Origin of the sequence: Paenibacillus sp. OT2-17 (assembly GCF_009827695.1) — a bacterium.
GTDB classification, from domain to species: domain Bacteria; phylum Bacillota; class Bacilli; order Paenibacillales; family Paenibacillaceae; genus Paenibacillus; species Paenibacillus polymyxa_B.
On record NZ_WUDQ01000002.1, the window covers coordinates 117,055 to 142,022 of the forward strand.

Annotated in this window: 24 protein-coding genes; 11 read left to right on the forward strand and 13 right to left on the reverse strand. The window is 46.4% G+C overall.

All coding sequences use genetic code 11. The features are described 5' to 3' along the window. Nucleotides 1-78 precede the first annotated feature (78 nt). On the reverse strand, nucleotides 79-633 hold the full coding sequence (locus tag GRP75_RS01700) for a TetR family transcriptional regulator (RefSeq protein ID WP_160788447.1): 555 nt from the start codon (nucleotides 631-633) through the stop codon (nucleotides 79-81). 153 nt (nucleotides 634-786) lie between these two features. Here GRP75_RS01700 and GRP75_RS01705 point away from each other — a divergent pair, with 153 nt between their 5' ends. Then, the gene (locus GRP75_RS01705; protein ID WP_160788448.1) at nucleotides 787-1,461 is read left to right on the forward strand and encodes an SDR family NAD(P)-dependent oxidoreductase; all 675 of its coding nucleotides are present in this window, start codon (nucleotides 787-789) and stop codon (nucleotides 1,459-1,461) included. 91 nt (nucleotides 1,462-1,552) lie between these two features. On the opposite strand, the gene GRP75_RS01710 is transcribed toward GRP75_RS01705, so the two are convergent. Further along, nucleotides 1,553-2,194, reverse strand: coding sequence for an SDR family oxidoreductase (locus GRP75_RS01710; RefSeq protein ID WP_023990924.1), 642 nt, complete (start codon nucleotides 2,192-2,194; stop codon nucleotides 1,553-1,555). A gap of 100 nt (nucleotides 2,195-2,294) precedes the next feature. Further along, nucleotides 2,295-2,894 (reverse strand): TetR/AcrR family transcriptional regulator, encoded by a 600-nt coding sequence (locus GRP75_RS01715; protein WP_053326378.1) that lies wholly within the window; start codon nucleotides 2,892-2,894, stop codon nucleotides 2,295-2,297. Nucleotides 2,895-3,138: 244 nt separating this feature from the next. Between GRP75_RS01715 and GRP75_RS01720 the strand changes: the two genes are divergently transcribed. The 5 genes from GRP75_RS01720 to GRP75_RS01740 all read left to right on the forward strand — a co-directional run bounded on the left by GRP75_RS01720 (nucleotide 3,139) and on the right by GRP75_RS01740 (nucleotide 6,622). Next, a complete protein-coding gene (locus GRP75_RS01720; protein WP_160788449.1) occupies nucleotides 3,139-3,879 on the forward strand; it encodes an ABC transporter ATP-binding protein in 741 nt (246 codons plus the stop codon). Further along, a complete protein-coding gene (locus GRP75_RS01725) occupies nucleotides 3,876-4,637 on the forward strand; it encodes an ABC transporter permease (protein ID WP_025724094.1) in 762 nt (253 codons plus the stop codon). Before GRP75_RS01720 ends, GRP75_RS01725 begins: the two co-directional genes overlap by 4 nt. A 123-nt stretch (nucleotides 4,638-4,760) precedes the next feature. Continuing rightward, nucleotides 4,761-5,048 (forward strand): KGG domain-containing protein, encoded by a 288-nt coding sequence (locus GRP75_RS01730; RefSeq protein WP_160788450.1) that lies wholly within the window; start codon nucleotides 4,761-4,763, stop codon nucleotides 5,046-5,048. 243 nt (nucleotides 5,049-5,291) lie between these two features. Further along, nucleotides 5,292-5,588 (forward strand): hypothetical protein, encoded by a 297-nt coding sequence (locus GRP75_RS01735; protein WP_160788451.1) that lies wholly within the window; start codon nucleotides 5,292-5,294, stop codon nucleotides 5,586-5,588. A gap of 131 nt (nucleotides 5,589-5,719) precedes the next feature. Next, nucleotides 5,720-6,622: a helix-turn-helix domain-containing protein gene (locus tag GRP75_RS01740; RefSeq protein ID WP_160788452.1), complete on the forward strand. Its 903-nt coding sequence runs from the start codon at nucleotides 5,720-5,722 to the stop codon at nucleotides 6,620-6,622. Between the two features lie 191 nt (nucleotides 6,623-6,813). Here GRP75_RS01740 and GRP75_RS01745 read toward each other — a convergent pair whose 3' ends face one another. The 3 genes from GRP75_RS01745 to GRP75_RS01750 form a co-directional block, all read right to left on the reverse strand. Then, a complete protein-coding gene (locus GRP75_RS01745) occupies nucleotides 6,814-7,419 on the reverse strand; it encodes an ATPase (protein ID WP_023990931.1) in 606 nt (201 codons plus the stop codon). Beyond that, nucleotides 7,416-7,589, reverse strand: coding sequence for a hypothetical protein (locus GRP75_RS29090; protein ID WP_023990932.1), 174 nt, complete (start codon nucleotides 7,587-7,589; stop codon nucleotides 7,416-7,418). The genes GRP75_RS01745 and GRP75_RS29090 overlap by 4 nt, the downstream gene beginning before the upstream one ends. Before the next feature lie 484 nt (nucleotides 7,590-8,073). Then, nucleotides 8,074-8,523, reverse strand: coding sequence for a hypothetical protein (locus tag GRP75_RS01750; protein WP_237448892.1), 450 nt, complete (start codon nucleotides 8,521-8,523; stop codon nucleotides 8,074-8,076). Nucleotides 8,524-8,832: 309 nt separating this feature from the next. On the opposite strand from GRP75_RS01750, the gene GRP75_RS01755 reads away from it, so the two are divergent. Next, nucleotides 8,833-10,014 carry a serine hydrolase domain-containing protein gene (locus tag GRP75_RS01755; protein WP_160788453.1) on the forward strand — a complete coding sequence of 394 codons (1,182 nt, stop codon included), beginning with the start codon at nucleotides 8,833-8,835 and terminating at the stop codon, nucleotides 10,012-10,014. Here GRP75_RS01755 and GRP75_RS01760 read toward each other — a convergent pair. After that, nucleotides 10,000-10,443 (reverse strand): Lrp/AsnC family transcriptional regulator, encoded by a 444-nt coding sequence (locus GRP75_RS01760; RefSeq protein WP_028540848.1) that lies wholly within the window; start codon nucleotides 10,441-10,443, stop codon nucleotides 10,000-10,002. The genes GRP75_RS01755 and GRP75_RS01760 overlap by 15 nt on opposite strands. A 156-nt stretch (nucleotides 10,444-10,599) precedes the next feature. Here GRP75_RS01760 and GRP75_RS01765 point away from each other — a divergent pair, with 156 nt between their 5' ends. After that, complete coding sequence (locus GRP75_RS01765; protein WP_160788454.1) at nucleotides 10,600-11,778, forward strand: MFS transporter; 1,179 nt, start codon at nucleotides 10,600-10,602, stop codon at nucleotides 11,776-11,778. A 103-nt stretch (nucleotides 11,779-11,881) separates the two neighbouring features. On the opposite strand, the gene GRP75_RS01770 is transcribed toward GRP75_RS01765, so the two are convergent. Both GRP75_RS01770 and GRP75_RS01775 read right to left on the reverse strand, forming a co-directional pair. Beyond that, nucleotides 11,882-12,589 carry an SDR family oxidoreductase gene (locus GRP75_RS01770; RefSeq protein ID WP_076264557.1) on the reverse strand — a complete coding sequence of 236 codons (708 nt, stop codon included), beginning with the start codon at nucleotides 12,587-12,589 and terminating at the stop codon, nucleotides 11,882-11,884. 59 nt (nucleotides 12,590-12,648) lie between these two features. After that, on the reverse strand, nucleotides 12,649-13,593 hold the full coding sequence (locus tag GRP75_RS01775; RefSeq protein WP_160788455.1) for a helix-turn-helix domain-containing protein: 945 nt from the start codon (nucleotides 13,591-13,593) through the stop codon (nucleotides 12,649-12,651). A gap of 166 nt (nucleotides 13,594-13,759) precedes the next feature. Here GRP75_RS01775 and GRP75_RS01780 point away from each other — a divergent pair, with 166 nt between their 5' ends. The 3 genes from GRP75_RS01780 to GRP75_RS01790 all read left to right on the forward strand — a co-directional run bounded on the left by GRP75_RS01780 (nucleotide 13,760) and on the right by GRP75_RS01790 (nucleotide 22,075). After that, nucleotides 13,760-15,958, forward strand: coding sequence for a glycoside hydrolase family 52 protein (locus tag GRP75_RS01780; RefSeq protein ID WP_160788456.1), 2,199 nt, complete (start codon nucleotides 13,760-13,762; stop codon nucleotides 15,956-15,958). A 35-nt stretch (nucleotides 15,959-15,993) separates the two neighbouring features. Next, nucleotides 15,994-18,162, forward strand: a complete 2,169-nt coding sequence (locus GRP75_RS01785) for an alpha-glucuronidase family glycosyl hydrolase (protein WP_160788457.1) — start codon at nucleotides 15,994-15,996, stop codon at nucleotides 18,160-18,162. Between the two features lie 319 nt (nucleotides 18,163-18,481). Next, nucleotides 18,482-22,075: a family 14 glycosylhydrolase gene (locus GRP75_RS01790; RefSeq protein ID WP_160788458.1), complete on the forward strand. Its 3,594-nt coding sequence runs from the start codon at nucleotides 18,482-18,484 to the stop codon at nucleotides 22,073-22,075. A gap of 169 nt (nucleotides 22,076-22,244) precedes the next feature. On the opposite strand, the gene GRP75_RS29450 is transcribed toward GRP75_RS01790, so the two are convergent. The 4 genes from GRP75_RS29450 to GRP75_RS01805 form a co-directional block, all read right to left on the reverse strand. After that, the gene (locus GRP75_RS29450; RefSeq protein ID WP_010347020.1) at nucleotides 22,245-22,358 is read right to left on the reverse strand and encodes a putative holin-like toxin; all 114 of its coding nucleotides are present in this window, start codon (nucleotides 22,356-22,358) and stop codon (nucleotides 22,245-22,247) included. Between the two features lie 400 nt (nucleotides 22,359-22,758). After that, a complete protein-coding gene (locus tag GRP75_RS01795) occupies nucleotides 22,759-23,259 on the reverse strand; it encodes an ABC transporter permease (RefSeq protein WP_237448894.1) in 501 nt (166 codons plus the stop codon). 28 nt (nucleotides 23,260-23,287) lie between these two features. Continuing rightward, nucleotides 23,288-24,007 carry an ABC transporter permease gene (locus tag GRP75_RS01800; protein ID WP_202403931.1) on the reverse strand — a complete coding sequence of 240 codons (720 nt, stop codon included), beginning with the start codon at nucleotides 24,005-24,007 and terminating at the stop codon, nucleotides 23,288-23,290. Continuing rightward, a complete protein-coding gene (locus GRP75_RS01805) occupies nucleotides 23,991-24,920 on the reverse strand; it encodes an ABC transporter ATP-binding protein (protein ID WP_160788460.1) in 930 nt (309 codons plus the stop codon). Before GRP75_RS01805 ends, GRP75_RS01800 begins: the two co-directional genes overlap by 17 nt. Between the last annotated feature and the right edge of the window lie 48 nt (nucleotides 24,921-24,968).

Sequence of the window (24,968 nt, forward strand, 5' to 3'; positions counted from 1 at the left end):
ACGGGGACGATCATACTGAGAAAACAGCAAAAAGCATCCCCGGGACTCTGCCCCCGGGGATGCCTCTCACAACAAGAATTAACCTTTTCCTCCTGTTATTAATAACGAAGCCTTCTTGGCTATTTCCTCTTTATCAAACGGAGTAATTCCAGATGCCCATAAATAACCAGCCTCATGTATGATATTGGCATAAATAGGTACATAAAAACTCTTCTCTGAGTCTGTACATATGTTATCTAAACTTTTCACTAAATATTTTTTCAGCTCAATTAACATTTTTTCTTTCAACAGAGGCGCAAGACTTAAATAGCTACGACGGCATTGAATTTTCGGTTGTTGATGAAAGTCACATACTGCTAGAACGAGTTGATTTATGGTGTCCTGATCGAACTCGACTACTCCTAATGTTCGTTTTTCAATGACGTTCGAAGCAGAGTCGTCAATCATGTAATCCAACATTTCGTACTTATCATTAAAATGTGCATAAAATGTAGCACGATTCACTTGGGCCCCTTTTGTTAGATCTGCTATTGTTATCTTTTCAAAATCCTTTTCATTCACTAAATTAACAAAAGCGTTAATCAACGATCTCTTTGTATGTGTCATTCGCATATTTTTTACTTTTGTCCCCACGTTCTGCCCTCCTTATTTGGCACATTTCAATTTTTGTTTCTATAACAACATTCTCATTTAATTGTTGGTTGTTCCATATATTAAGCGGGCTTATACTTACTAAAACAACATATGTTGCTTTAAAATATACCACAAATAAGGAGTTCATATAAGATGAAAACTATTGCAATAATTGGTGCAGGACTCGGGTTAGGTTTATCTATCGCGAAAAAATTCGGGGCGCAAGGGTTTAAGGTAGCTTTAGTTTCTCGTAATCCAGAAAAATTGGAAATCATCACAAATGAACTAAAAAGCCTGAATATTGTAGCGCGCTCTTATGTCGCGGATATTACGGATTTGAACGCTTTAAAACAAGCCTTACTGGCTGCTAAAAAAGACTTAGGCAGTATTGATGTACTCGAATTCAGTCCTTATGCAGGATGGAGTAATTTCACAGATATTTTAGAAACAACGCCCGCAAGCGTCTTGGAACAAGTCAACAGCATTGTGCTTCCTGCAGTTCTATCCGTCAATGAAGTATTGCCTGACATGATCAGCAATGGTTCAGGCGCGATTCTATTTACAACGGGCATATCTGCCATGTTCCCTTTGCCCAGTCTTGGGAATGGTGGTATCGTGATGTCCGGCCTTCGAAACTATGCGACTAACCTGCATAATGAACTGAAAGAAAAAGGAGTTTTTGTAGGACACCTTTCAATCGGCACTTTCATACAAGCTGGTACGGCAGGAGATCCAGATATCATCGCAGAAGCTTGGTACAACTTATACGAGAAAAAGCATAGCTTTGAAGAAACATTCCCAAAAGAAATGGATCCAACCAAGCTGTAAAATTATTAAAGCGAGAAGATGACCATGGATGGCCGTCTTCTCGCTTTTTTGTCATTTATAAGCGTCCTCTGTGCAACAACTTCATCCGTAATTATAGCCGGATTGCCTCAGCAATAGGCGTACTGCCAGACACCAGATTAATTGCACGATGATACGTCTGCTGTTCCTCCAGCGCTGCTACCACCGCTGCCGCCACATCTTCACGGGAAATGGTCTGGCTGGTGAGCTCCTCACCGGTAGCAACTTTGCCGGCGCCCACATCATCCGTCAGGCCACCCGGACGAAGAATCGTGTAGTTTAGGTTGCTCGCTTCCAACAGGCGGTCAGCGTAATGCTTCGCCACATAATACGGTTTAATGGATTCGGGCCACTTCTTTCGATTCTCTGCATGTAGGGCGCTGACCATAACGAAGCGTTGGATACCTGCTTGTTCGGCGGCTTCCATCGCCTTGACCGCTCCATCCAGGTCGATAAGCAGCGTTTTATCTGCACCTGTTTTTCCACCGGAGCCTGCTGTAAATACGACAGCATCGCTGCCTTTTATAGCTGCGGCAATTTCGCCAACCGTCCCTTCGAGGTCAGCTACCACCGTTTCTGCTCCCAAACGTTCAAGCGCTTCGGCCTGATCCGAATTTCGGATCAACGCCTTTACGCGATGCGATTCATTTTGCCCCAATAGACGGACAAGATGTCTGCCTACTTTTCCATTTGCACCAATCACCAGTACGTTCACTCATACCCCTCCTGTATTCGCAGTCTCTCATCTACATTATACAGATGTATTTTACCCTTCGGGTCTGCGACGCAATCATGTTAGCTGCATCAGGTTGAAATCAGACTTCTTTGGTAAGCTCGACATCTCGCTTTTGCCGCACACGCAGACCTGCCAAAAAGGTAGCCATCATCACCTCAATACTCCGGTCCACCTCCACAGGTAAACCAAAGCCGCCCTTTTGTTCAAGCGAGGCGAATCCATGAAGCAGACTACGGAATCCCCTCGCTGCATGAATGCAATCTTCTTCCTTGAAGCCATAACCACTGGACAGGACGGTAATGACCAGCTCGGCCACGCGATCCGCAGCCTGCCTCATTTCGGTATCATTTCGATCAGTTGCATACAGCATCGCTTCATACAAACCGGGTCGCTCGCGAGCATACCGCATATACGCCTTCCCCATAGCGGTCAGCGCATCTTCGCCCGCTCTACCAACCGCTGCGCTCATCAAAGCTTCCTCCAACTGTTCGAGGCTATGCAATGCCAGTACTTGGCGCAGTCCGTTCAATCCGTTCACGTGGTTATACAAGGATGGAGGGCGAATGTGGAGTTTTTGAGCCAGCGTGGTGAGCGTGACATCCCCCATCCCTTGTTCATTGGCAATGTCCTCGGCAGCCCGCAGGATATCTTGCAACTTTACTCCGTTTCTAGGCGACATCATCCTGTCTCCTTTCATCGAATTTCTATGTAGTCCGGTTCCTTATACCTATACAGAATTGATCCAGATTCTATTTTAGCTAATCCTGTTAGTTTATACAAAGAAGATGCCGTTTACAACAGCCAACCTGCTTTGAACCTTTATAGAAGAGCATAGCAGTCATTACTGATATAATAAAAAAATAAGATCACAGAACGGATCTAATCCCTTTTATCGATCCCCTACAAAGGAGCTAGCTATATCTATGGAATCCAAGCCACTTCCAGCTATTGAATTCAATCACATTCTCAAATATTTCACCGGGTCTGGACAGCAACGTGCGGTTCTGAACGGGATCACGGCAAAAGTTTCCCCCGGCAAAATCACCACGTTGGTCGGTCCATCGGGGTCGGGTAAAAGCACGTTGTTTTCACTGTGCAACCTCCTAATGACACCGGATGAAGGGGACATCCGTGTCCTCGGCAAACCGATATCGGAGTGGGAGATCCCTGAACTGAGACGGAAAGTAGCATTGGTTTTTCAGGATGCCCCCATGCTTCAGGGAACTGTCCTGTACAATCTCCAAACCGTAGAACGGCTGCACGGTACAGTGCTCGATAATCCTGCCGGCCTGTTGGAACGCGTAGGACTCACCCGCGATCTGTTGGAACAAAAGGCACAGGAACTGTCCGGTGGACAAAGACAGCGCTTGGCCTTGGCGCGGACGCTCGCGAACCGCCCGGATATTTTACTGCTGGATGAGATTACTTCTGCACTGGACCCTGCCTCAGTCAAAGAGGTTGAGGAACTGCTGCTGCAAATGAACAAAGAAGAGGGAACAACGATGATCTGGATTACGCATCATATGGAACAAGCCCGCAGGGTAGGCCACGAGACATGGCTGATGATCGACGGAAGACTGGTAGAACAAGCGGATACGGAGACATTTTTTAATACTCCACAGCATAGTGAGACCCGCAGGTTTGTAGCAGGAGAATGGGTATGACGATTGTTGCCTTGATTCTCTCTCTCGGTTTTGTATTTATCGCCATCGTCATGTCCAAATCCTTCAAACTCGGTCTGGACCGAGACATTATCATCGCTACGATCAGAGCATCGGTTCAACTGCTGGCGATTGGATATGTATTGCATTTGATTTTTGGGATGCAAAGCTACGGATTTATCGTATTATTCATTCTGCTCATGATTACCGTAGCCTCACAAAATGTTGCGCGCAAAGGACGATTTATCCCCGGTCTCATGTGGAAGTCATTCCTGACGCTGCTGTGTGTGGAAATCGTTACGCAGGCGTTCCTGATTGGCCTGCATATTATTCCGGCGACAGCCCGATATATGATTCCGATTAGCGGCATGATCATTGGCAGCTCCATGATTTTGTCCAGCCTGCTGGTGTCCCGGCTCAAGTCGGAAGTCCTGCTGCGCAAGCCTGAAATCATGCTCATTCTGGCGTTAGGCGGCACGCCTAGACAAGCCATCTTCCCTATACTCAAGGATTGCATACGTTCCAGTATGATTCCAACCATTGAGGGGCAGAAAACGCTGGGGCTTGTCCAGCTTCCCGGCATGATGACCGGACAAATCATCGCAGGTGCCAATCCGATTGCCGCCGTGCGTTTGCAATTGCTAATCGTATTCACTACCATGACCTCTGCTATTTTGACCAGCGTGCTGCTCAGCCTGTTCATTTATCCGGCATTATTTACCCGCCAGCAACAATTGAACACAGAAGCATGGGAACGCTGATCGAGGCGAATATATCCAGTTATTTACAGATTCTATAAAAAAGTAGACATGTTTAATTCCTGACATGAAGGTTAATAGATACACGAACACGCTTTACTAAAATTCGATGAGGAGTGATTGAACATGGCTAACAACAACCAAAATGGCAAACTGAGTCGCGAAGAGGCAGGGCGTTTAGGTGGAGAAGCTACTGCTAAAAATCACGACAAAGAATTTTATCAGGAGATTGGCGAAAAAGGTGGCGAAGCCACTTCCAAAAACCATGACAAGGAATTCTATCAGGAAATCGGACGCAAGGGCGGTGAAGCCCGTGGCAATTCAGACCAGAGTGATAGCGACGGGAAAATGAGTAGGGAAGAAGCAGGCCGCAAAGGCGGCGAAGCCCGCGCACGTCAGCGTAGGGATAACTGATAATAGGGAATATGTGGTCGGTGCAATTGCAATGTAGAGGCACAGACTGCGTATAAACACGAAGTATAGTGGACGTTTATGTTATAAAAGCCTATCTGCCGTTGTTTTGGCAGATAGGCTTTTTGTGTGAAAGTTACTTTCGTCAACCGATTATACGCCTTACAATATACATAAACAGGTTAAATAACCAATCATACATATTTTATTACAAATGAAAGAATAGATTATCGGAGGTTTGCGCGAATGTTGATTACAAAGAATAAAACGGCTGCAACTATTCTAAGAATTATATTTTTTTCACTGATTTTCAGCTGGATTTATTATTATTCAGGTTATCACTCAGCAGAAACCGCTAAATTAGTTAAAACTACAGATGATTACTTGGTCATACAGAGAGATGCTTCTAACGGAGGTGAATATAAAGAATTATATATTTCCTCAAAGTCTGTGATCCCTCCTCTGGTTATAGGCAAACAATATTATTTCGTATCTGATCAAAGGTACCTTCAACGCCCATATATCCGTTATGTAGAGGAGTAAAATAGAACAAGACAACAAGGACTAACATAGCCCTTGACTAAAGCTTCATGAATACAAAAGAGTGCATGCAACTCAAGTCAAATATTCCTGTATTCCGGCTGTTAAGATGGAGTCGAAAGGAGGGAACCCTCGTGTACGAATGGAACGAAATGGTCCAGCTCATGATCGATTGGATTGATAATAATCTTACTTCAGCACCTTCGTTGTTGAGAATGTCCAATCAGTTAGGCTACTCCCCTTACTACTGTACAAAACAGTTTCATTCTCTTACAGGAATGACGTTAAGGGATTATGTGTGGATGCGCCGGATTAGCCGTGCTGCACTGGAACTCCGGGATAGCAATGTCCGCATCCTCGATGTTGCAGTAAAGTATGGGTTTTCTTCACAGGAGGCTTTTACACGGGCATTTGTAAAAGCGTTTGAGGTAACTCCGGCTGTATACCAGAAGGAGCCCCGACCTATCCCGTTGGCCATTCGCGTTGAGGTGTTCTCTCCTTATCATTACCATTTGAAGGAGCGGGATAAGATGGTTAAGGATCATTTGCAAGAAGCTGAAGTCAAAATCGAGCGTATACCAGCACACAAATTTATTGGAATTTGGGATACTTCTTCACGAAACTACGGCGATTTCTGGAGAAACGGTCACAATTGTGATGAAATTTGCGGAACATTGGAAAGCATGTCTCATCTCAAGCTTCCCGAACAATTGGGCCAAACTGCGGGCTGGTTTTATCAGGATGGTCAGAAGGGCTATCTCTATGGAATACCGGTTGTCGCTGACTATGCCGGAGAGATTCCCGCAGGAATGAAGTGCCGGGACATCCCCGAATCAGATTACCTGGTGTTTTTTCACCCGCCCTTTAATTATTTAAAAAACAATGGAGACGTTATGAGAATGGTGGAGGAGAAGGCTTGGAACTTTGACCCTAGCAGCCTGGGGTATGAATGGGATGAGGAAACGAAGCAGGATTATCAGCGGCATTTCCCAGAAGGATATGGCTACGCAGTGTTACGTCCAGTGAAAAAAGTGTAGAGAAAAAGAATCCGAAGAAGCCGCTACGATCAGGGTGCTGTTCATCGTCTTGCTAAAGTCTGTTGAAAAATAATAACAGTCTATTACTAACGGGTCCCATTTTGAAGTGCAATACACATCGAATTGACATTGTGGACACAATACAATGTAAATATAGAATAAACCGATCACTGAATCATACAGTTATCGGTTTATTCTTGATCAGCATTTTTATTTTGCAAGTAACTATCAATGATTTTAACCCAATCCGGTAACAACGCCACATGGTGTTTTATCGTTTCACTATCGGATTCCAATACAATCACGCCATCTGAGCTGCTGTTGTCAATGACAATTAAATGATCGATAAGTTTAAGATGTAAGAGAAGATTGTCCAGTGAGGTCTGATGCCGTCTTATAATATCAGCGGTATCAATGTGGTGACCCCCATTTCGAACTCGTGCAGCAACTCGCTCGATATTAAGACGATAATCACCAAGGCCCACATAAAACATAATAACTTCAAAGCCCTTTTCTTTTGCCACTCGCATTTGTCGAATCACATTGCCACCAGCAAGTGTCGTCTCTACGGTAAAATCTCGTTTATTTCTTATACAATCCCGCGCTAGCTTAATCGCTTCCTTTCCTGCCGATACTTTGTGTCGATCAGGGTTTTCACGATCAATCCCTCGCGCTAACGCATCTGGATCGATATTAACACTTACACCAAGTTTATCAACGATTAGATTACGAATTGTACTCTTACCACTTCCGTTGTTTCCTGCGAATACAAACATAGTAGCAAACGGCTCACTCATGATAAAATATCCTGTTCTTTAATTCGTTCGACTTGACCATTACTGTACTCTTTAACAAATTGACCATCCGGCGTTTTGTAGACAATATATGTGCCATTTGCTTTAGCGTCCAGTTTTGCTCTATCTCCAGTTAGTTTGATTAGCTTGCCTAGGTCGTGTGTACGATTCATTCAGTCATCACCATCCCATACAATTCATATATCGAGAGTATATCACAAATCGAAAAGTCTGAAAGAATCCAGCGTCACTCAAAACCACACGAATACCGTACGTCTAAAAATCGTGACAAGTAAATAGGATCGAAATATCGTTCTTTTTAATACATTTTAATAAATAAATTTGGAATAAATGCTACTTCCAGCTTTTTAATTCGTCTATAACAACAAATACACTTGCGGAGGTATAGGCAATGAAATCTTTTCGTTTTTGGCTGGTCCTAATCTCATGTCTAGTTATTACTGTAAATATTACGGGGTACGACGACTACAATATACTATTAGCTATTATTAGCCCGTTGGTTTGGGTGTATGAATCATTTCGATTTGTGCGAGAGGCAGACATCCCCATAACTATTGTTTGCTTCACTACACTAGTTTTCTGGTATCTCATTGGATACGCTTTGGACCGTATGATTAGAAAATTGAAAAATTAAAATCACTTGAAATTATCTTCCAAAATATTATCTACCTTCTCAGGCTCGTACTCGACCGTTCTGTAGTCAGGAGATGAAGGAATCATATTGATCACAACATTTCTCATTTGTAGCTTGTACTTTCCTTCCTCAAAAGCAAGAACATGCTTAATGGAAGGTAACTCCATATCCTCATACTTCGTTATCGACGAAACAACAATCTTGGAAGGGTTAGAATCATCCACAGACACGATACGATAATCAATCGGTGTTCCCTGAGCTTTTAGAAAGTTAAGCCGTGCCTGTTCTGTTTTAAAGCGATAATCATCAGACAGTGAAAGCATCTTATCGTAATCGCGACTCATAGAAGCGTTCATATATTCTGAAAATGTCGAGACAGCAGCCTCTTTGGGCTTATCAGGAAGCTTATAAGGTTCCTTATCCCCTCCAAAACCTGTAGCAATTACAGTCAAAATCCTCCGAGGACAACCAAGCAAGCCAACTTATTACGCGATACAAGCCTCAATAAACAAAACCCCCTTTGTTGTAAATTTTACCACCTATTTTCAACGTATCTCAACTTAAAAAGCCACTGTAAAACGCAGTATAACTTTTTGTAAAACCCCATCATTTAAATCCAAAGCCATTCTTTTAATATAATTTTATTTTAACGTCAATACTCACTGAACACCTTTGTTACCTTATGTAATGTCGCCTTCCCATCCTGTAAACTAAGTTCCATCAAGCGATAACCGCTGGATCATAGAGAGGATGAGATATTTATGAGTTTGGATAATAGAGTTTTTGCGATACAAGCTGGTCTGGACGGACGTGTAAATGCGGTTATAGATCAAACCCTTGCCGAGAAGCGCCTGGTCGGCGCAGTCGTCATGATATATATGGATGGTTCACCCGTGTATGTCCGAGCGGCGGGGCTGGCTGATCGAGAAGAACAACGTCCTATGCATGAGGATGCTTTATTTCGGCTTTCTTCTGTATCCAAACCGATTGTATCTACTGCGGCTTTGGTTTTGGTAGCCCAAGGATTGATTAAGCTCGATGAATCTATTGAACGCTGGTTGCCCGATTTTCGCCCCCGATTAATCAGTGGTGAGCAGCCCTCCATTACAGTACGCCAATTGCTGACACATACTGCCGGGTTGACCTATGGCTTTTTAGAGGAAGAAGGCGGCGGTTCCTATCATCGTGCAGGCGTATCAGATGGCATGGATTTCTCAAATCTTACGCTGGAAGAGAACTTGCAACGTTTGGCTTCTGTGCCTCTGTTATATACACCGGGTAAAGCATGGGGATATTCGATTGCTACTGATGTGCTCGGCGCTATCATTAGCCGTGTATGTGGCACAACCCTTGATGCAGCTGTTAAAAAGCTCGTTACAGAACCTCTCGATATGCACGACACCAGTTTCGCGGTCGCGGATGCTGGACGGCTTGCGGCTCCTTATGTCAACGATATATCAGAACCCCGGCGGATGCGCGAGCTTGAGGTTGCGCAGGTTTTTGAAGGCACTGCAGGACTTCGTTTTCAGCCTGCACGAGCCTTTGATCCCACGGCTTTCCACTCTGGTGGCTCGGGTATGATTGGCAGCGCAAAAGATTTCATGCGGCTGCTGGAAACACTGCGAAACGGCGGCAATCCGTTACTTTCAGAGGAATGGGTCCGTGAAATGGGCACCATCCAGACCGGGAACCTTCCCTTGGCAGGCTGGCCGGGGCGGGGCTTTGGACTAGGATTCACCGTACTCCAAAATCCCGACGAAAGTGGAACAGCAGAATCACCCGGAACGTGGCGACTCGGAGGAGCTTACGGCCATTCGTGGTTCGTTGATCCCACACTAAGACTTAGTGTGGTCGCCTTTACCAATACAGCATTCGAAGGGATGTCAGGTCCGTTTACAACCGAGCTTTGCCAAGCCATTTACGGTAGCTCAAATAGGGTCTAATAAAGTGGGGGTTACATGTTTATGGTCTACAGGCGAGGACAGGACAATTAACGTGGTAGAGTGCCCGTGCTTTCCACACTCATCCCCGAACTGCTCCAGCTTGAGCATAGACTCAACCATGACTTTCAGTAAGTAATTTTGCTCGCCGCTGATTCTATGGCACTCAATGACTTCAGGTGCAGATTGGCAAAACTCAACAAATGAATTGCATTGATTCGTATGCACGAGCACGTGAGCCATGATCGGCTTTCCAACTTTCTCATGTGAAACTATGGCACGATACCCGGCGATAATACCTTTATCCTCCATGCGCCGCACTCTTTCCGTTACGGCAGGCTGGGAAAGCCCAACCTCCTTACCCAGCTCGGTCATGGAGATACGCGCCTGGTTTTGTAGACACAACAAAATTTTATGATCCACTTGATCCATCAAATCCATCTCCTTAAGTCCAAGGTAATATTACAAAAACACAATTATTATTATGTATTATTTCGAATATTGCCTTATTATTTTATGATTTAATGAAATATTATCATGCAAAATCAAGGACGTAAAGCAGGAAGAAGTGGAGAAGGAATGAAACTAATGAAATATAGTAAGCCCCTGCTTTTCATTGCGCTTGGCCTATTTGGCGTATACACGATCGAGTTCGGTGTCGTTGGCATTTTGCCGGTCATCATTGAACGTTTTCATATTACGGCAGCCCAGGCCGGGTTTCTTGTCAGTTCATTTGCATTGATCATCGCGCTGTTCGGTCCCTTCATGGTGCTATGGATGTCCAGGTTTAACCGCAAGCGAATCATGACAATGTCGTTGTTTGTTTTTGCCGTAACAAGCTTGCTGTCAGCCTATACATCCAACTTTTATCTACTAGTGATTTTACGTATCATTCCGGCTCTGTTTCACCCAGTGTATTTCTCGCTTGCCTTTGTCGCCGCCACTGCGTTGTATCCCCCGGAAAAAGCAACGCAAGCTTCCGCCAAAGCCTTTCTCGGCACGAGCATGGGAATGGTACTCGGTATTCCAATTACGGCTTATATCGCCAATCAATTTTCATATGAGGCCTCCTTCTGGTTTACTGCGGTAGCGAATGGGATTGCAGGGATCGGTATTTTATTTATGCTGCCGGATACACCACAAGCCGAAATGTTCTCCTATCGGAAGCAGCTTGGCATTTTGCGTAAGGTATCGCTGTGGCTCAATATCGGGGCGGCTACTTTTATTTTTGCAGCCATGTTCTCGGTGTATAGCTATTCTGCCGAATATTTGGGGCAAAATACAGGGATGAGCAGCAATGTTATCAGCTTTCTGCTTATTATTTTCGGCATCGGCGGAATGCTCGGCAATCTGTTGGCTGGCAAGCTCATGGGCTTGCATAAGGTACGCACCGCTCTTTTTCATCCAGTAGCCTTGGGGGGCACCTATTTGCTGTTGTACGGGATCAGTTCCTCATTTATCCCTACGCTCTTCATCATTATCGTGTGGGGGGCCGTTCATACCAGCGGACTGATTGTCGCCCAGATTTGGGTGATTGATGAGGCCAAAGAAGCTCCCGCGTTTGCCAACAGTCTTTATATCTCGTTTATTAACCTAGGGGTCTCAATGGGCTCGCTGGCAGGGGGGTGGTTTATTGCCAGGGCGGGGATCCATGGGACGCTGTGGAGCGGTTTGCTGTTCGCCATGCTGGCGATGGTATGCATCGGGTCTAAAGTGATTTACCCACGTATTTTGCGAAAATATAAAGGGTTAGATATGCAAAGCTAAAGAGTTGCAAGAGGGCCAAGCCTGTTATCATAAAAAAACCGGTTCAACACTTTGTATGGTGTTGAACCGGTTTTTGTTTAAAAATTGATTCCTGCCTGTCGGATTAGATCAGCGTATAACCGCCATCTGGGAACAGCACGCTTCCGGTGGTAAACTTGTTTGTCATCAGATACAACACAGTATGTGCGATTTCCTCATTATACCCCACTCGACGGAGCAAGGTTACTTCCTTGTATTCCTCAAAAGCCTGCGCCCGCTGCTCACCCTCAGGGCCGTCTCTCCAAATCGTGCCGGGGGATACGACATTAACCCGTACGGGGGCCAATTCTACTGCCAACGCCTTGCCCAAACTTTCGATCGCGCCGTTAGCCGCTCCATATGTAGCACCAAATCCCATCGGTCGTTGACTGAAGGCCCCGGACATGAGGACGATCGAGCCGTCCTTGGAGATATGTGGTACCGCATGCTTGGCAGCAAAATATTGCGGCCAGAATTTCCCTTCGAACGGGGTTCTTGCCTTTTCCGTGTCTATCGTGATCGGACCACGCGTGTAGCTGGCACCCGGTGTAAACAGATGGTCGAATGCTCCGACTTTTTCAAAAAACGCCTGAACCTCTTCCTCTATCTGATTATTCAGTTGGAAGGTTTCCACCGATTCGGCAGGGATGACCTTCTTCGCCTGCTCCAGCTTTTCTGCGGAACGCCCAGCGATCACAATGCTTGCCCCTTGCTTTGCTGCTTCTATGGCTGTTGCCAGCCCTATACCTGCACTGCCGCCAATCACGACGACACGTTGATTATGTAAATTCATATTATTCTCAGCTCCTTTATGAGGATTATATCATAACTATTTTAAAGGCATACTTATTTTTATTCGAATGGGCTTTCCTGCACCGTGCTTTTGCGATAGGATGTCGGCGATTGGCCCGACCAGCGCTTGAACTGTCTGCTAAAATGCGCAATATCCCCATAGCCGAGCATATCGGCAATTTGTTGCACCGACCATTGCGGATCAGCCAACAGCAACTTGGCCTCATGCAGCACAAGCCCGGATAGATATACACGGGGAGATACGCCAAAAACGCTACGGAATACACGATTACAATGGGACACACTAATACCTAGCTCGGATGAAATCCCCTCGATCCCATCCTGCTTTTCCACCGAGCCGGCCTGTCCATAAGGCTGATTCACTCTGCCCTGAAGACGACTGGCAATCTGATGGGCAAGCTCTGCCTGCACATATCCACGCCCCGGCAGATGGGCCGCTTCACTGGATACAGCCTCCCACAACGTTGCGAACAGCTCAAACACAGCAGATTGAATCCGCATTCGCTTTGCCACCGAATCACTACCTACTCCTATGTCTTCTGGCGTTGAAAGATCGAGCAACTTGCCCAGCGCTGGTCCCATCTGCCCTGCCACTGTTCCTTCAGCTGGAAACAGCACCTGCTCCAGACGACTCAGGAGCGAGAGAAACAGCTTATCATCAATGTCGAAATGCATACAAAAATACGTAAATCCCTCTCCGTTACTATGACTGGAGTGGACAATCCCCGGTCGCAGCAGCACCAGATCACCCTGTCGCTGGGTATAGCTGCGACCATCTACAACCATGATCTGTTCTCCCGCAAGCACGATGTTAATCTCATATTGAGGATGCTCGTGTAGCGGATAGCTCCACTCTCTTCCGACACTTCGTGTATGAATAGCAAACAAATTGACTGTGGTTCGCACATCGGGAAAAAAGAATTCCTCTCCGGCAACTGTAAGGTCTGGATGATGGGGGCGCTTCGGTAAACGTGATGTCGACATGTTTTCCCTCCTGGCTTACTTGCATGGATATACTCCAGTATATCGCTTTCAGCGCGATTTGGATAAATAGTTGAGCGATTTGACAATGGTTCCCCACCACATGACATGCTAGGCTCTAAGTGAAGTTAGTCAAAGTTAAACTTTATTATGAAAGGGGTTTCATTATATGTCTAAAAATATATTTTATAACACACAGCATGCACCTATCGGGTCTTTTTCCAGCTTTACGCTTGGGTTTAAGGGCAATCGCGGCGGACTTGGTTTGGAGCTGGGCAAGCCTGCCGATGAAAATGTATATATCGGGCTGCAATCCAGAGATGGCGGAGTATACGAGGCGCTTCCCTTTTTTACATCCACACAGGATGAAAGTGCCCGCTACGACGTGGAGAAAAAGGGTAAACGAACGGAACCGCAGCTTATGGCCTTTGCCGATTCAGACATTACTCGTGAGCTAAAAGCAGGAACGGATACATGGCAGGCTGGCGATTTGACGTTCCGGCTGTACTCTCCTGTTCGCCCGGTGCCCGAGCCGGGAACCACGGGTATGGATGAGCTGCGGGCAGCGTTGGTCCCGGCGGTATTCGCCGAGCTAACCGTCGATAATACACAGGGGACTGCAGCGCGAAGAGCTTTTTTCGGCTATCAGGGCAGTGATCCGTATAGCGGCATACGCATTATAGGAGAAGATCCGCGTAGGGACGCTAAGGATTCTACCCAATTAGAGGAGAGACTCACAGGCATCGGCCAAGGACGCAGCACAGCCATTGTGACCAACAGCAGTGAAGCGGTACCTGCCAGCGGATTTGCAATGGAGAAGCTGCTTGGGGAGACCATGTCCGAGAATTTATCCTTTGGCCTGGGCGCGACGGGTGCGCTTCTGATGGACGTTCCCGCAGGTGAGAAGCGCACATATGCTTTCGCCATATGCTTCTATCGCGGCGGCATTGTGACAACAGGCATTGAAGCGTCGTATTACTATACCCAGCTGTTCAAGGATATTGAAGACGTGGGAAGCTATGCGTTGAAGCATTTTTCAAACCTGACCGCAGCCTGTGTTCAGGCTAATCGCTGGATGGAGTCGGCCGACTTGAGCCCGGACCAGGAATTTATGCTCGCTCAGGCGATCCACAGCTACTATGGCAGCACCCAACTGCTTAGTCACCAAGCGGATGGAGAACCGATCTGGGTTGTGAACGAAGGCGAGTATCGGATGATGAATACACTCGATTTGACGGCAGATCAGCTCTACTATGAATTGATTTTAAATCCATGGACGGTACGCAACGAGCTAGAGTGGTTTGTCCAAAGGTACAGCTATCGTGATGAGGTACGTTTTCCGGGAGAGGAACAGACCTATACCGGTGGTATCACGTTTACGCATGATATGGGCGTGGCAAACGTGTTCTCCCGGCAGGGGTACTCCTGTTATGAGCTGGCTGGGATTGACGACTGCTTCTCTTACATGAGCCATGAGGAACTGGTGAACTGGCTTTGCTGCGCCACGGTATATATCGAGCAGACACAGGATCAGTCATTTACAACACGTATGCTGCCTGTCTTGTGTGACTGTTTCGAAAGCATGCTGCGGCGGGATCACCCCGACCCGGCACAACGAAACGGCTTGATGGGCTTGGACAGCTCTAGAACCCGGGGAGGCGCGGAAATTACGACCTACGACAGTCTGGACGTATCTCTGGGTCAGTCCCGCAACAACATTTATCTAGGCAGCAAATGCTGGGCGGTATATGTTGCACTGGAAAAGATATTTGCCTCAAAAGGGCTTAACTCCCTCTCACAGGAGGCTGGCTTACAGGCGGACAAATGCGCAGCAGCGATTACAGCACATATGACAGACAAGGGCTATATTCCTGCAGTTATTAAGGAGGGCAATGACTCGCAGATTATTCCTGCCATTGAGGGGCTGATCTTCCCTTACTTTACAGGGTGTGAGGCTGCGCTTAAGCCTGATGGACGGTTCGGTGGATATATCCAAGCACTGCGGCGTCATTTGGAAACTGTACTGGTACCGGGAGTTTGTCTATTTGAAGACGGAGGCTGGAAGCTGTCCTCGACCAGTAACAACTCCTGGCTGAGCAAAATCTATCTGTCACAGTTTATTGCCCGCGAGTTGCTGGAGCTGCCTTGGGAAGAAGCTGGGCAGGCCGCAGACGCTGCCCATGCCTCATGGCTCCTTCACCCTGATGAATCCTATTGGTGCTGGAGCGATCAGATACTCTCCGGTATTGCTCACGGCAGTAAATATTATCCGCGCGGAGTTACCGCTATTTTGTGGCTGTATGAAGGCAAGGGCAACCGTCTGACTCTCCCTCAGCATATGAGTCAGGATCAGGAACAGCATGTCTGAGGATCATCTTCACCTGCCCAAAAGGAGGTTCCAATATGAGCAAGCTGATGGATATGCCAAAAGAGAGCGGCTATGCGGCTTGGCTGCATTACAGCCGCAATAGTAAGGTAGAAAAGCTGCCCGCTTGGTGCAGGGTCATCGTGGTCCATGGGACAGATGAAGTGCTTCAATCGGCTGCGAGTGAGCTTCAGCACGGATTGACCTCCATGTTTGGACAGCAGCCGAAGATCAGCGCCGTTCCTGTGAATACGCCATTCATTGCGCTGGGTACGTTCCCAGAGCATCCTTTGGTCGCAGAACGATTCAGCGCAAAAGAACAGGCAGAAGTGAGCGCAGAAGGCTACCGAATTCGCGGGATAGAGATGCCAGATCCGGCATATTCAGCTTCGCACGGTAACGATGATATCAAGGGACAGTACGTTACAATCGCGGGGCAGACCTCCAAAGGCGTATTGTACGGAGTCTTTCATCTGCTGCGCTACCTGCAGGGAGGACTAGACGGGAAGTTGAAGCCCACCACCGAATCAGTGCACGTCCCCATTCTAGACCAATTATCCAACCCTGCTAATCCCATCCGCATGATCAATCACTGGGATAACATGGATGGTAGTATTGAACGCGGGTATGCGGGTGGCTCTATTTTCTACGATAATAATGCCTTTACTACAAATATGGAGCGCCTGCGAGACTATGCCCGTCTACTCGCTTCTGTAGGCATTCAAGCACTATCCATTAACAACGTGAATGTCCATCAGGTAGAGACCGAGCTGATTACAGATAAATTCCTACCGGATGTGGCTAAAGTAGCTGCGGTATTTCGCGCCTATGGTATACAGATCTACTTGAGCATTAACTATGCCAGTCCTATTCAGCTCGGTGGGTTAACCACCGCCGATCCCTTGGAACCAGCTGTAGCTGAATGGTGGCAGACCAAAGCCCAGGAAGTTTACGCCGTCGTTCCTGATCTGGGTGGTTTTGTGGTCAAAGCCGATTCCGAAAATCGGCCCGGACCGTTCAGCTACGGGCGCCATCACGCCGATGGAGCCAATATGCTGGCAGATGCGTTGCAGCCCTATGGCGGACGTGTGATTTGGCGCTGCTTTGTCTACAACTGCAAGCAGGACTGGCGCGATCGCAAGACGGATCGGGCCCGCGCAGCCTTTGACCATTTTAAACCGCTGGATGGGCTGTTTCGGGAAAATGTCATTTTACAGATCAAAAATGGTCCCATGGATTTTCAAGTGCGGGAGCCTGTCTCCCCCCTGTTCGGTGCGCTGGAATCCACTCAGGTACTGCTTGAATTTCAAATTGCGCAAGAGTACACCGGGCAACAGAAACATCTATGTTACCTTGTTCCCCAATGGAAGGAAGTATTGGATTTTGACACCTACGCCCAAGGTAAAGGCTCCACCATCAAGCGTATCGTGAGTGGCGCTCTGCGTTCTCCCAAGCATACCAACTATGGCATAGTCGCTGTATCCAATATTGGTGCAGACACCAATTGGACCGGACATTTGCTCGCTCAGTCCAATCTTTATGGCTATGGTCGGCTGGCATGGGACCCGGAGCTGTCCGCAGACGAAATCGCTGATGAGTGGGTTCGGCTGACGTTTGGCAGACAAGGGAATAGCGACGGCGGCACAGATTTAATTTCTACCCTTAAGCAGATGCTGCTCGATTCATGGAATGTCTACGAATCCTACACCGCCCCTCTCGGGGTCGGCTGGATGGTCAGTCCCGATCACCACTATGGGCCGGATGTAGACGGGTACGAATATTCCATGTGGGGCACCTACCATTTTGCTGATTGCTGGGGGATCGGGGTAGATCGCACGACCGCAACCGGAACGGGCTATGCAGGACAATATTTTTCTCCCAATACTGATATCTACGAATCTACGGACACCTGCCCGGATGAGCTGCTCTTATTCTTTCACCATGTTCCTTATACACACTTGCTCCACTCCGGCCAAACCGTCATACAGCACATTTATGATACCCATTTTGAAGGTGCAGAACGTGCGGCCCATCTCCGAGACACATGGGTTAGTCTACGAGGGCAACTGAATGCTGCCATGTATGAACAGGTGTTGGAGCGGCTGGAGCATCAGGCAGAGCATGCCAAAGAATGGCGGGATCGGATCAATACGTATTTCTACCGTAAAAGCGGCATTGCCGACCAGAAGGATCGTCCTATTTATTAAGTAAGCAACTATTAAACAAGCTGCCTCGGCAATACTTTCATACAGACTGGAACAAGGCTTTTATACGCTTAGGTTCACTTTCTCCTATACTGGCATTGGCTCGCACATCACTAAAAGGCATGCGTCTTACTCAGACCTATGCCTTATTTTTTTGTCTGGAAACTTTTAAGCACACGGTTGCTTACGTAAAATGTCATATTTGTCCACCCTGAGTGTGCAATAAATTCTTCTTTTTATGCAACCGCTTGCTTTATACTATTTTTGTAGACGTTTACAAAATGTTGTCGAATTAGACTATGCTTTGGGGAGGATGATCGGTTTGACCTTGTATCGAAGTCTATGGAAAAAAGGGTGCCTGATGCTATTAAGCATTGTGCTATCTCTGACCGCCTTTATTGGCTCACCCTCCAATACGGCAAGCGCAGCGGTTGCTGATGATTTTCAGGCTTCTGTCATGGGGCCGCTGGCGAAAATCAGTGACTGGGGTGCATTCAAAAAGCAACTGCAAACGCTGAAAAGTAACGGTGTGTATGCCATTACCACCGACGTCTGGTGGGGCCATGTGGAGAGCGCAGGAGATAACCAGTTCGATTGGAGCTACTACAAGACCTATGCAGATGCCGTAAAAGAAGTGGGATTGAAGTGGGTTCCTATTATCTCTACGCATAAGTGTGGGGGAAATGTGGGGGATGATTGCAACATCCCGCTACCAAACTGGCTGTCTAGCAAGGGCAGTGCAGATGAAATGCAGTTCAAGGACGAAAGCGGTTTTGCCAATAACGAAGCCCTCTCTCCATTATGGAGCGGGACTGGTAAACAATATGACGAGCTGTATGCCTCATTTGCTCAAACCTTTGCTAGCTACAAAAGCATCATTCCCAAAATTTATTTAAGCGGTGGGCCCTCTGGAGAATTGCGATATCCTTCATACTATCCGGCAGCGGGATGGAGTTATCCTGCACGGGGCAAATTCCAAGCATACACTGAAACAGCCAAAAATGCGTTCCGCACGGCCATGAATGAAAAGTATGGATCAATGGACAAGATTAATGCAGCCTGGGGTACCAAGCTGAGCAGCCTTGGCCAAATCAATCCGCCGACTGACGGGGACGGATTTTACACGAACGGCGGGTATACTTCCACGTATGGGAAGGATTTTCTGTCGTGGTACCAAAGCGTGCTTGAGAAGCATCTGGGCGTCATCGGAGCTGCTGCACACAAAAACTTCGATTCCGTGTTCGGTGTCCGTATCGGAGCCAAGATTTCCGGTCTGCACTGGCAGATGAACAATCCTGCCATGCCTCACAGCACAGAGCAAGCAGGTGGATATTATGATTACAACCGTCTCATCGAGAAGTTCAAAGATGCGGATCTGGATTTGACCTTTACTGCTCTGGAGATGAACGACAGTGGTACAGCACCGAATTATTCCTTGCCGTCCACATTAGTAGATACTGTCTCCTCGATCGCTAATGCCAAGGGTGTTCGCCTAAATGGTGAGAATGCACTCCCGACTGGCGGTAGCGGCTTTCAAAAAATCGAAGAAAAAATCACAAAGTTCGGTTATCACGGCTTTACACTTTTACGCCTCAACAATCTCGTCAACAACGACGGCTCACCAACCGGTGAGATGAGTGGATTCAAACAGTATATTGTAAACAAGGCCAAGCCCGGCGATAACGGTGGCGGTACAGGCAACAAAGTAACTATATACTACAAAAAAGGCTTCAACTCACCTTACATTCACTACCGTCCGGCTGGGGGAAGCTGGACTGCTGCGCCTGGTGTGAAAATGCAGGATGCCGAGATTAGCGGCTATGCCAAAATTACCGTCGATATCGGGTCTGCCTCCCAATTGGAAGCTGCTTTTAATGACGGTAATAACAACTGGGACAGCAACAACACCAAAAACTACTCCTTCAGCACGGGCACTTCTACTTACACGCCCGGTAACAGCGGCAATGCGGGAACGATCACATCAGGCGCTCCATCGGGCACGGTTCCCGGGGATGGCGGCGGTACAACTAACAAGGTAACGGTATACTACAAAAAAGGCTTTAACTCGCCTTACATTCACTACCGCCCGGCTGGCGGAAACTGGACTGCCGTACCCGGTGTGAAAATGCAGGATGCCGAGATTAGCGGCTATGCTAAAATTACCGTCGATATCGGGTCTGCCTCCCAACTGGAAGCCGCTTTTAATGACGGCAATAACAGCTGGGACAGCAATAACACGAAGAACTACCTTTTCAGCGCAGGAACTTCTACCTACACGCCCGGCTCTAACGGAGCCGCAGGAACTATCCGAACGGGGGCACCTTCGGGGAGCATCCTCAGCGTAGGGACTTCCACCTACACAACCAACCTTAACGAAGTTGCAGGACCTATCCAAACAGTGGAACTTTCGGGTGCATCCTTAAACGTAGGCACTTCTACGTACGTACCCAACCCTAACGGAGTTGAAGTAACTATTCAAACGGGGGCGCCTTCGGGCGCCTTCACTCCTATAGATCTGGGTACCCTCTCCAAGCCCACTCCCCTCAACACAGACTGGAGCAAACAGAGCATTTATTTTATCATGACAGACCGATTTAGCAACGGAGATCCATCCAACGATAATTACGGTGGCTTCAATTCCAACAACAACGATCAGCGCAAGTGGCATGGTGGCGATTTTCAAGGGATTATTAACCAACTCGACTACATTAAAAATATGGGGTTTACCGCCATCTGGATTACTCCGGTAACGATGCAAAAGAGCGAATACGCTTACCACGGCTATCATACGTATGATTTTTATGCGGTAGACGGGCATCTTGGTACCATGGACAAGTTCAAAGAGCTGGTTGGTAAGGCACACGACAAAAATATCGCTGTGATGCTGGACGTAGTTCCCAATCACACTGGCGATTTTCAACCTGGGAACGGCATCGCCAAGGCTCCTTTTGACAAAGCGGACTGGTATCATCACAATGGCGACATCACAGGAGCAGACTACAACTCAAACAATCAGTGGAAAATCGAAAACGGTGACGTTGCCGGATTGGACGACCTGAATCAGGACAACCCAGATACAGCGAATGAACTCAAAAACTGGATCAAATGGCTGCTGAACGAGTCGGGGGTCGACGGACTGCGGGTGGACACTGTGAAGCATGTACCCAAAGGGTTTTTGAAGGATTTTGACCAGGCCGCCAATACCTTCACTCTCGGTGAAATTTACAGTGGCGATCCTGCTTATGTGGGTGATTACACCCGGTATCTCGATGCCGCACTGGATTTTCCGATGTATTATACAATCAAGGATGTGTTTGGACACGATCAATCTATGAGGAAAATCAAGGAACGCTACTCAGATGATCGTCACTATCGCGATGCCCAGACCAACGGCGTATTTATCGACAATCATGATGTAAAACGTTTCCTGAATGACGCCTCTGGCAAGCCGGGTGCTAACTATGACAAATGGCCTCAGCTCAAGGCCGCCTTGGGCTTTACTTTGACCTCACGCGGGATTCCTATCATCTATCAAGGCACCGAGCAAGGCTTTAGTGGCGGAGATGATCCTGCCAACCGGGAAAACGTTGTGTTTAACGCCAATCATGATCTGTATCAGTACATCGCTAAGCTGAACCGTGTGCGCAACAGCCACCCTGCCCTGCAAAACGGGAGCCAAAAGGAAAAGTGGGTAGACGACTCCTTTTACAGCTTCCAGCGCTCTAAAAATGGCGACGAGGCCATCGTACTTATCAACAACTCCTGGAGCAGTCAAACCCGCACGATTGGCAACTTCGACAATCTGTCCAACGGCACTCGCCTGACCAACCAATTAAGCAACGACTCCATTCAGATCAACAACGGTTCGATCACCGTGACCCTCGCTCCAAAGGAAGTTAAAGTTTTCACCAAATGAGTTACATCGATTATTCAATTGTGCTAAAATAAATGATAGAAGGATATACTAAAAAAGAGCAAGGATGCTGGTAACATCCCTACTCTTGGCAATAGCCGCTTTGAAGAGCGGTCGGCTGAACAGGGCTAGCTCTATTAGAAATAGACCGTTTTCCCTTGTCCAGGGCGGTCTATTTCTTTTTGTTTTGGTTCAACGCAATAACAATCGTAACGATTAATCCGATCAACGCTACTAATAGCGTGCCGAACATCATCATTAATGTCAGAGCATCTTTAACCTCCACAGGCATCACCTCCCTTCCGGGAGACTTAGCCGACCGCCCACCTAAGCCATTCTGTTGTTACTGGAATTATAGCACGTAAATCCGTCCTTTAGCGACAACATTTTACAGCTTCATTCAACCAACCTTATGCGGACTACCATCCTTGTTTTTCTGCTTGCACATTCTACTTTTTCTCTATATGAGTATAACTTCTCAACGCCAAAAAAAGACCCAGCACAAAAATGAAGCAAATACTGATGACCCCTCCAGGAACATACGTGAATGTTCTGCCCATTTGTCCATGGGGAGAAAACAATAACGGCACTGTCCATGGATAAAAGGTATTCCCCGGTGTATTAACCAAAACAAAATTTAAGCACATAACCGTACACATCCCAATAATGGCGGGTACAAATTTTTTTCAACGAATAACGAAGAAACTGATGATCGGGATGAGCATAGCGTGCATAAGAATCATTTTAGCAAATACCCCAAGCTGATACATAACGATTTCAAAGGTTAGCGGTCTGATTGTAATAAACGTACCCAATACTGTAGATAGCACAAATGCCATCAGTAGGCTAACAGCGATGTACATATAAATAACGAGTAGTTTGCTGAAGTAAATACGAGTCCGGCGAATCGGGTTTGTAAACAGTGCAATATGGGTCTTCTCCTGATACTCTCTTGCATAGATATAGCAGGTCAAAATATAGTAGCTCATATAACCGGTCAGAAAATTAATAAGAATAACAACACTCATAAAGTAGTCATTCCAACCATCACGATCTATGGAATACTTGGAACTACCCGCGTAACTATAAAATTCTAAAACAATGGTTAATACTAAAATCATTACACTCAACCAAAGAATTTTAGTTCCTTTCAGCTTCAAGCACTCTGCTTTAAACAGGTCAAGCATAGTAACCCTCCTCTCAAAAACTCTCCATTTAGTCTTTTCTTTGATATGTCCATATGGATAAAAACAATCCAAGAAGAAAGGTCACGGATAAGCTGAACCATGCTATTGAAACATTGGTAGGTATAGTCGCATTTCTTTCATTAGGAGATAAGAGATAGGGCACAATCCAAGGGTACCATTCACTTTTGTATATAAAATTCAAAAATATTGCAGTACAAACTACGAGTACAACCACCATGATGCTCTTCCAGCGTATAGCAAAAAAAGAGGCGATTGGGATTAACATCGCATGCATCACACACATTTTAGCAAACACTTGGATTTGGTATACCCAGATAGCCATCGTTAAAGGTCGCTCTGTAATGGACATGCCTAATAAGGCAGACAAAAACAGAACGAGAAATAAGGATACAATAATAAATCCATAAATAATGATCAATTTACTAAAATAAAATTTAACCCTGGTGACAGGCGTGGTAAACATAAATAGATGCGTGTTTTCCTGATACTCTCTTGCAAAAATATGACCGGTTAATATGTAGTAACTGATAAATCCGGCTGCAACATTGACGAAGAGAACTATGCCCTCGAAATAGTAGGTCCAACCCCGTTTATCAATTGAATATCTGTAAAAAATAGCGCTCGTCGCAAATTCCAACAGCACAACAGCCAGCAATATAATATAGCTCAACAAGAAGGCTTTAGAACTTTTAAGTTTAATGAGTTCTGCTCTAATCACGTCGCACATCCTCTCCCGAAATGAGAGTCAGAAAGTACTCCTCTAGTGTCTGCTTTGAGGTGTGTATCTCATAGACTGAAAACTGATGATCTATTAACTGTTTATTTAACGTGGCTGTATTTTCGATCGGACTATGAATTCTTAGTTCTTGTGGGGATATCACATTAGATTGAAGCTGCTGTCCCATGTGCTCTTGCAGAAACGTTTGTACTGCTTTTGCATCGTGTACTTTTATGTCTGTGTATTGTTCAAACTCTTCCTCCAACTGACTCAAACGATCTTCTGTTAACAGCTTTCCATTATGTATAATCCCGATGTGTGTAGCTAACTGCTGAATTTCGCTCAAGATATGACTGGAAATAAGAATGGTTTTCCCATTCTCCTCACACAACCGCTTTAATAGCTGACGAATTTCCTTAATTCCAGATGGGTCCAGTCCGTTCGTCGGCTCATCCAATATGAGCAACTCAGGGTCATGAACAAGCGCCCTCGCAATCCCTAATCTTTGCTTCATTCCTAGGGAAAAATCCTTAAACTTTTTTTTCCCGGTATGCTCTAATCCTACCGTGGTTAGGGTACGTTCTATCCTTCCGTTGTCCTGTACCCCCATGTACATACAGCAAATTCTTAGATTGTCGCGTGCGCTCAAATTTTCGTATAAACCAGGCGTTTCAATAATTGTACCTATTTTCGAGAAAATAGAAGGGTAGTTTTTCTCCAGCCGCTCGCCAAATAAAAAAACCTCCCCACTTGTAGGCTCAATTAGCCTCATTAGCATGCGGATAGTGGTTGTCTTACCAGCTCCATTTTCACCGAGGAAACCGTAGATACTGCCACGCTCCACATGTAAGGATATGTCGTCTACGGCTACAGCCCCCCCAAACTGTTTGCGGAGCTTTTTCGTTTCAATAATATAATCCATTTCTAAACCTCCTAATCACTAAATAATACAAGTATACAAAATATAACC